Annotated in this window: 6 protein-coding genes and 1 pseudogene; 6 read left to right on the forward strand and 1 reads right to left on the reverse strand. The window is 48.5% G+C overall.

The window, feature by feature from the left end; genetic code table 11:
* Window positions 1–140: 140 nt before the first annotated feature.
* From M3090_RS14660 to M3090_RS14685, 6 genes are all read left to right on the forward strand, one after another.
* Complete coding sequence (locus M3090_RS14660; protein WP_072545384.1) at window positions 141–500, forward strand: helix-turn-helix domain-containing protein; 360 nt, start codon at window positions 141–143, stop codon at window positions 498–500.
* Complete coding sequence (locus M3090_RS14665) at window positions 493–2,535, forward strand: bifunctional DNA primase/helicase (RefSeq protein WP_087211297.1); 2,043 nt, start codon at window positions 493–495, stop codon at window positions 2,533–2,535. The genes M3090_RS14660 and M3090_RS14665 overlap by 8 nt, the downstream gene beginning before the upstream one ends.
* A 19-nt stretch (window positions 2,536–2,554) precedes the next feature.
* Complete coding sequence (locus M3090_RS14670; RefSeq protein WP_072545382.1) at window positions 2,555–2,968, forward strand: helix-turn-helix domain-containing protein; 414 nt, start codon at window positions 2,555–2,557, stop codon at window positions 2,966–2,968.
* Window positions 2,969–3,162: 194 nt separating this feature from the next.
* A complete protein-coding gene (locus M3090_RS14675) occupies window positions 3,163–3,888 on the forward strand; it encodes a DUF6088 family protein (protein ID WP_072545381.1) in 726 nt (241 codons plus the stop codon).
* Window positions 3,885–4,844 carry a nucleotidyl transferase AbiEii/AbiGii toxin family protein gene (locus tag M3090_RS14680; RefSeq protein ID WP_072545380.1) on the forward strand — a complete coding sequence of 320 codons (960 nt, stop codon included), beginning with the start codon at window positions 3,885–3,887 and terminating at the stop codon, window positions 4,842–4,844. The genes M3090_RS14675 and M3090_RS14680 overlap by 4 nt, the downstream gene beginning before the upstream one ends.
* 20 nt (window positions 4,845–4,864) lie before the next feature.
* Window positions 4,865–5,020, forward strand: coding sequence for a hypothetical protein (locus M3090_RS14685; RefSeq protein WP_164488585.1), 156 nt, complete (start codon window positions 4,865–4,867; stop codon window positions 5,018–5,020).
* A 98-nt stretch (window positions 5,021–5,118) separates the two neighbouring features.
* Here the strand turns inward: M3090_RS14685 and M3090_RS14690 are convergent.
* Window positions 5,119–5,595 (reverse strand): annotated as a pseudogene (locus tag M3090_RS14690) (hypothetical protein); the annotation flags it as partial.

Consider the following 5,595-nt stretch of genomic DNA (forward strand, 5'->3'; position numbering starts at 1 on the left):
TGACCGAAACGGATTGACCTCGCATTTTCCCGCAAAAAAAATGCAGGAACAAAAAAATTATGGTGTAGTACACGTATAGTATACCATGCGGATTTTGACTTATCGGGAACTTTGCGGCAAACATTTCAATAATTAGGATTATGACAGAAGTTATCGTAATGGAAAGTGCCGCCTATCAAAAGATGATGGGGCAAATAGCGAAAATCGCTGAGTTCATTACCAAGAATGAACACAAGTTGCAGGATTGCGACTTTGACAACGATGTATGGCTGGACAGTCAAGAAGTGGCCGATATGCTCCATATCAGCACACGCACCCTGCAACGGTTAAGGAGCGACGGACTGGTAGAGTATTCGGTGTTCCGCCGCAAGTGCCTGTACAAGCTCTCAGAAATAGAGAAAAAGGTACGGGAAAAGGTTATCACGTGTGAACCGCACCTGATAGACGTTTACAAGAAGAACCGGTTGTTGGATATAACAAAGGACGAAGACAATGAATAAGGAGGATATTTTGCAGGCGACGGACAGGGGGCTTTCGGTGTTCAGACACTACCTGCCCGTGCCGTTCCGCATCGGTAAGAAGTTCCTGAATCCTTTATATAAGGATACGAAGGCATCGTGCAACGTATATTATGACCGGCGGCATTCGGTGTATAAGATGAAGGATTTCGGCAATGAGGAATATTCCGGGGACTGCTTCGAGTTGGTAGGGACAATGACGGGGCTGAGTTGCAGGAACGCGAAGGATTTCGTTGAAATCATGCGCATCATTGACCATGACCTGCATTTGGGGTTGGCAGACGGTTACGAAAATTGTGTGGACACATCTTCCGTTCAGGTAGTTTGTCCGCCCACGCCGGAACAGGTGATAAAGAAAATACGCCCGTATAATATCGTACCAAGGGCGTTCAATGAAACAGACCGGATATTTTGGAGCAAATCCAGAATCACGGAGCATACATTAAATAAATATAATGTACGGCCTCTGCATTCGTTCAGTTCCGTCAATCAGGAAGGGAAAAGCTATACCTTGACTGAAACGGCACAGGAACCGATGTATGGCTATGTAGGCGACAAATACATTAAAATCTACCGCCCGCGCTCGGAGATGCGTTTCCTCTATGCCGGAGATTTGGGCGACAATTACTGCTTCGGACTTGACCAATTATCCGCCAAAGGGGATTTGTTGTTTATCACAGGCGGTGAGAAAGACGTGATGAGCCTTGCGGCAAACGGATTCCATGCCATCTGTTTCAATTCGGAAACGACGGTCATCCCTACCTCTGTGCTGATGCTGCTCTCCTACCGGTTCAAACACATTGTCCTGCTGTATGATATGGACAAGACCGGTCTGGAAGTTTCCGCCAAACGGCAGGAAGAATTGAAGCCGTTTGCATTGAAACGCCTTTTGCTGCCACTGTCAGGAACAAAAGAAGAAAAGGATGTAACGGATTATTTTGCGTTGGGACACACGCACGACGATTTATTGAAATTGTTCTTAAACCATTTGGATTCATTATACAAGGAAGATATGTCAGCATTAAAATCATGCGAGTTGGATTTCAACAACCCGCCACCTGTGGCACAAATGATAGTATCGGTGAACGATGTGCCGCTGGGAACACAAGGGAACCTGCTCTGCATCACCGGCGGGGAGGGTACGGGGAAAAGCAACTATGTGGCCGCCCTGATTGCCGGTGCTGTGAAACCGGAAAACGCGGAGGGCATCGACACGCTGGGCGTTTCCATTGAAGGGAACCCGAAAGGCAAGGCGGTGCTGTTCTATGACACCGAACAGAGCGAGGTGCAACTATACAAGAACGTAAGTACCCTGCTGCGCCGTTGCGGGCGCGACACGATGCCGGAGTGGTTCAAGGCATACTGCCTGACGGGGATGAGCCGCAAGGAGCGGCTGAAGTCCATTGTGCTCAGCATGGACAAGTTCCATTACCAATACGGGGGCATCCATCTGGTGGTGATTGACGGCATCGCCGACCTGATACGCTGCGCCAACGACGAGGCGGAGAGCATCGCCGTCGTAGAGGAACTCTACCGGCTGGCGGGCATCTACAACACGTGCATCGTCACGGTGCTGCACTTCATCCCCAACGGGCTGAAGCTGCGCGGGCACTTGGGCAGCGAACTGCAACGCAAGGCTGCCGCCATCCTCTCCATCGAAAAGGACACGAAGCCCGCCGTTTCGGTGGTGAAAGCCCTGAAAGTACGGGACGGCAGCCCGCTGGATGTACCGCTCATGCAATTCGCATGGGACAAGGAGAAGGCGATGCACGCCTATCTGGGCGAGAAACCGAAAGAGGAAAAGGACAGGCGCAAGGAAGAGGAACTCGTGGCGGTAGCCCGCGAACTGTTCAGCCGGAAACGCTTCATCGGCTACATGGAGCTTTCGGAAGAACTTCAGGCGGCGTTCGAGGTGAAGGAACGCACGGCCAAGAGCTACATCCGCTTCATGCGGGAAAAGGAAATCATTGTGAAATCACCCGACAGCCCGAACAGCTACATGCTGGGCGAGGTATAAAAGCACAGGAGGAACGGCCATGTTAGTGGACAAGACTGAATTTGAGGCGTGGATGGAGCGCATCATGGGTGAACTTTACCGCATATCGCGCAAGCTGGACAAGGCGGAGAACCGGCAGAAGCACCTGAACTACCTGAACGGGGAACGGCTGTACGACAACCAGGAGGTGTGCCAACTGCTGCGCATCAGCAAGCGCACGCTCCAGCGATACCGGAACAACGGGGCATTGAAATTCCATTCAATATACCACAAGACCTATTACAAGGAATCAGACCTGCACGAGTTCATCCGCAACAACTTCGACGAGAACGAAATCAAGCGTCAGGCACGGAAGGACAAGCTGTCGGAAACTTATCCGATGCCCGAAGAAATGGATGAAAACGGCGGGGAGAAAGAAACAGAAGAAAAAGAACTCTCAGATGATTGTGGATAATGCATCTTGGATGTTCATCGTTCAGGGATACTCTCTACCGCTGTGAAGCAGGAAGTTCCCGCTATTTAAGTTAAACAACCGGCTTCATTCTGTCGGGAGGACAGGGTGGAGCCATTTCTAATAAAATTCCAGTTTTGTGTCGTAAAAACAAGAATATTTCTTATCTTTGCACCGACAACCAAGGACATGGGATTATGATTATCACAAGAGAAGTACAGAAACGATTGGAAGATTTTCAGCCCGATTACGTGTTTACCTACCGGGACTTAAACTTGCCTGCCGAAACGAGCGAAAGCATCATTAAAATGCTGAATCGGCTGGCGGGTGAAGGCTACTTGGCTAAAATATCCAAAGGACGGTTCTACAAGCCTAAAAAGAGCGTGTTCGGAACGTTGAAACCCAGACAAGAAGAGTTGGTGAAGGATTTGTTGGAAAAGAACGGAAAGCGCATCGGATATTTGACCGGTTACTCCGTCTTTAATCGGTTGGGGCTTACTACACAAGTGCCCAACATCATCCAAATCGGCACAAACCAACGCAGGAACAAGAAACAACGGGATATATTCACCGTCTGCTTTGTCCTGCAACCTAACCCGATAACCAAAGACAATATTCCGCTCCTGCAATTATTGGATGCCATCCGCTTCATCAAGGAAATACCCGACACCACGATAGAGGCATCATACAGGCGCATAGCTTTTCTGGTAGGAGAACTTGGCAGGAGGGAGAAGGAAAAGATGGTTGCCTTGGCCGAGGCCTATCCGCCAATGGTACGCGCCTTGTTGGGAACCATCATCGAGAACGATTGCGGCATGGCGAAAGCGCAACCTTTATGGGATTCATTGAATCCAGTAACGGTCTATAAATTGGGAATAAATGAAGATACATTGCCTAATAAAAAGAAATGGAGGATTGAATGATACTGGAAAAACAACCTGAACTGTTAGCAGATGCAATACGCGCGGCTTCCGAATATTACCATATAGCACCGGTCTATATCGAAAAAGACTATTGGATAAGCAAGATATTGCAACAACTCTCCCGAAGCGTTTATATGGAGAACACGGTGTTCAAGGGCGGCACATCCTTGTCAAAAGGGTACGGATTGATTAACCGCTTCTCGGAAGATGTGGATGTGGCTGTACTCACGCAAAAGTTGAGCGGAAATCAGATAAAGACTTTGATTTCCAAGGTCTGCAAAGAAATGACCCAAGGCTTGCAGGAACAGGTTGTGCCTGAACTGACAAGTAAGGGTTCCCGTTATCGGAAAGCCTTGTACCAATATCCGGCAAGCGTCCATGACCCGTTGTTTGATTTTGTCGCCAACCGTGTAGTCGTGGAAATAAATTCGTTTGCCAATCCTTATCCATATGTCAGACGGCAAATAAAGAGCTTTATCACTTCCTACCTTGAAAATACAGGTATGGACTCTTTCATTGAAGAATATGACCTGCATCCGTTTGAACTGAACATTCTGGACAAACGGCGCACCTTGTGCGAGAAAGTCGTTTCGCTTCTCCGTTTCTCCTTTATGGATAATCCGGTGCAAGGATTAACCGGGAAAATCCGCCATTTCTATGATATCTATTTTCTGCTTGACGATAGGGAATGTATGGAATATGTGGAACAGGATTTCATTAAAGACCTGCAAGAACTGGCGGCGCATGACCGACAAATGTTTGACTCACCGGAAAAATGGAAACATACACCCATTAAAGAATCTCCCCTTCTTGGTTCATTCAATGAGCTATGGAAGCAATTGGGCGGATATTATGAACGGGAATTAAATTATCTGGCATATAGCCGGATACCTGATGCGAATCAAGTTGGAAAGAAATTGCACGATTTCATTTCGATAATTGAAAACAAGATATAATTTACAACATACAGGGATTTATGGCTCGACCGATTAAAGAAACGCCGGTAGTTACCGGTAAGGACGCTAAACGCTTTGCGGAGAAGATAGCTCACTTGAAACCTGAAAGCAAGGAAGAAAGGGAGGCGGCAAAGAAGGTTTATGCGAAGTTCAAGGCTCAATATACATTTTGGTGAAAAACATATAAAGAATGTATTGGCGAGATTTGAAATAGAAAACTTGGCAACCACCTTACTATATGTAGTTGCCAAGTTTTTCATTAAGTGTACCCCGCTCACAGCTTCATCCTCCATTTCGGTTTTTCCTGCGGCTTCTCCGTGCCGTCTTCCGGTTGGGGGATGCCGCCGATTACGACCTTTTCCTTGCCCGCGCTCATCAGCTCCTTGATGCTGATGGTCTTGGGCATGGCTGACAGCACCGGCGGTTTGCGCTCCGCCGCATGTGCCATGTAGTCGGGCATACGGTGGACGTATGGTTCGGATGCTGCCGGGACGGCAGGGTCGCCGGGCATTGAGGGGGCGGGTTGCGCCACCGATGGAGCTTGCGGCTCCGGCCGGATTTCCGTTACCCCTTCAGTGTTGGCCTCCTGCGCATCGACGGATTTCAAGGAGAGCAATATCTTGCGGTCAAGCGTGGCAAGCTCGGCCTTGAGTTGCTTCAACTCATCCTCTTTTTTCCATGTTTCATCCACGACCTGCTTCAGGACGGGAATTTCCTTTTCAATGTCAGCATTGTCCCGCGTGTATTTCTC

The organism is Bacteroides sp. ET71 (assembly GCF_023336905.1).
In the GTDB taxonomy this organism is placed as follows: Bacteria; Bacteroidota; Bacteroidia; order Bacteroidales; family Bacteroidaceae; genus Bacteroides.